The sequence below is a fragment of the Arthrobacter sp. JCM 19049 genome, assembly GCF_001310435.1.
Genome location: NZ_BAXF01000372.1, coordinates 1 through 2,191 on the forward strand (window position 1 = coordinate 1; position 2,191 = coordinate 2,191).

Below are 2,191 nucleotides of genomic sequence, written 5' to 3' on the forward strand. Positions count from 1 at the left end.
CCAGCTGGCTTCGGCGGCGCGGTACAGGTGTTCTGCCAAGGAAAGGATCTGGCCGGGTCATGCAGCTGAAGTTCGGCAATCGCCTCGGTGAACTTCTCGCTGGCGCGCACGGTGCGTCCCTGGGCCAGCGCCGCCAGGCCCTGAAGCGTGGCGATGACGCCCTGGCGGTGCATGACCTGGTGCACGGTGGTGCCGCGGTAGGTGGCCAGGAACTGTTCGGCGCTGGCGTAGTCTCCCAGGAAGATCAGGTTCCAGCCGAGGCGGAAGGCGACCTTTGGTTCGTAGAGCCGGCCGAGGGCCGGGTTGGCCTCCAGCACCTGCTGGGCCTGCTGTGCCAGTTCATGCGCCGTGCGGCAGTGGCCTTCCATGCTATGCAGGTCGCTGAGCAGCATCAGGGTGATCACCCGCATCTCCGCGGTCAGTTCCGGATCACTGAGCAGCTCCTCCACCTCCCACAACTGCGGGCGCAGCCCGTCGGTGGTGTGTACGCGCTTCCATAGGGTTATCAGCCGGTTCGCGGCCTGCCGGCCGGCCACCAGGTGATCGCGCTGCGCCGGGTCGGCGAAGTCCTGGGCCCGCGCATCCCACAGGTCCTCCAGCTCACGCAGCTGCCCGGCCTTGACTCCCAGGCTGGTGAACACCAGCAGCAGCTGGTTGAATGCCGCGCGCAGGTGCTGGGGATCTTCGGCATCCCGAATGGTGCGCATCAGCAGGGACCGGGCCGTGTGGTACCGCCCAATGCCGAGCATGACCTGGGCCTCCAACAGGGCCCCTGGGGCCCCGGTGTGCCCCAGCTGGTATATGCTGCACAGCTGCCAGGCCAGGATGTAGTCCAGTTCCCCGGCCGCCTCCGCCACCGCATCCAGCACCTGCTCCTGGGCAATGTCACGGCCGATTTCCAGACCCCACAACACCTGCCGCGGCGTCGGGGCGAGCCCCAGCCGTTCGCGGGCTTCCTGCCAGGTGGCATAGAGTTCGGTGCTGAGCTGGGCCGGCACCACCTGGCGCAGCACCGAGGCGTGCAGCTCGGAGGAAAACTCGACCAGACCCGAGTGGGTAACCCGCAGTTCCCCCGAATCCAGCAGCCCCTTGTAGGTCATGGAGCAACCCAGCAGCACGGCGCTGGGTAGCGCCCCGGCCAGGGCCAACAGCTGCAGGCAGCGCTGCTCTGTCTCTGGGATCTGCTGATGCACCTCACGCACCAAATCCTGCAGGCACTCATCGGCTTCGGGCAGGGCGCTGGCCGCCGTCCACACGCGCAGGCGCGGGGGCGGGGTAAATTCATCGGTGGCCGTGGAAAAAAGGGTGCCCTGTTCCAGTCCCGAGCTCACATACGCCTTGGCGAAGCTGGGGTTGCCGCCACTGGCGTGGGCCACCACCTGCGCGGCCCCGTCCCCCATGACGCCCGGCACCAGCTGGTCAACCAGCTGGCGAACGTGGTCCAGGCCCAGTGGTTGGACCACAATGGTCTCCAGCTGCATGGAAGCAGACATGGCGGCCAGCGGCGAGGCGGCATCCAGTGCCCCGGCACCGATGGCCACCAGCTTCAGGGAGGCGTTCTCGGCCAGCAGCGAAAGCACGAAACAGCTCTGGCGTCCAGGAATTGGGCGTCCTCCACCACCACGAGCCCCGCGGCCTGGGCGGAGCGGCCGGCCAGGCGCTGGTTGATTTCGCGCAGGACCTCGACGGGTCCTCAATGCTGCGCAGCGCCCCCAGGTAGGGCGAGAGGACCGTAGGGCACCTGAGCCAAGGACGGGCTGCAGTACAGGCGCATGACCGGGCACTGGACCTGGGGGTGCTCCAGAACCGCGTCGACCAGGCTGGTCTTGCCCATGCCGACACCGCCCAGGATCAATGCCCCGTTCGTGTCGGGGCTGCGCACGATGCGCAGCAGGTCCCGGAACTCGGCGGTCTGCAGGTGGGGCCGCATGGTGCTGGTGGTCATCGCTGCCCCGCCGTGCGTCGACTCGCCCGGTCCAGTGCGGTCAGTTCCTGGCGGTTGCGCACCTGCAGCTTCGAGTACACCTGATACAGGTGGCCTTCCACCGTGCGAATGGACACCCCGTTGACCCGGGCGATTTCCTGGTTGCTGCGCCCCTCAATGGCCAGCAGCGCCACCTGGGATTCACGCTTGGTCAATTCGCGGGTCCAGCCCGGCTTGGACGTCTCCGCGCCGGGGCGTTCCTGGCCC

General features: G+C 67.9%; 3 protein-coding genes. All 3 read right to left on the bottom strand.

Going from position 1 to position 2,191, the window contains the following annotated elements:
* A partial coding sequence (locus JCM19049_RS12300; protein WP_279403120.1) for a hypothetical protein occupies positions 1-1,580 on the bottom strand: 1,580 nt, incomplete at its 3' end.
* 113 nt (positions 1,581-1,693) lie between these two features.
* Positions 1,694-1,945, bottom strand: coding sequence for an ATP-binding protein (locus JCM19049_RS12305; RefSeq protein ID WP_054821737.1), 252 nt, complete (start codon positions 1,943-1,945; stop codon positions 1,694-1,696).
* On the bottom strand, positions 1,942-2,191 hold a 250-nt coding region (locus tag JCM19049_RS12310), incomplete at its 5' end, for a helix-turn-helix transcriptional regulator (protein WP_279403121.1). The genes JCM19049_RS12310 and JCM19049_RS12305, both read right to left, overlap by 4 nt.

Coding starts and splice junctions, on each gene's coding strand:
- JCM19049_RS12305 (WP_054821737.1), bottom strand. CDS start 1,945: ATGACCACCAGCACCATGCGGCCCCACCTGCAGACCGCCGAGTTCCGG.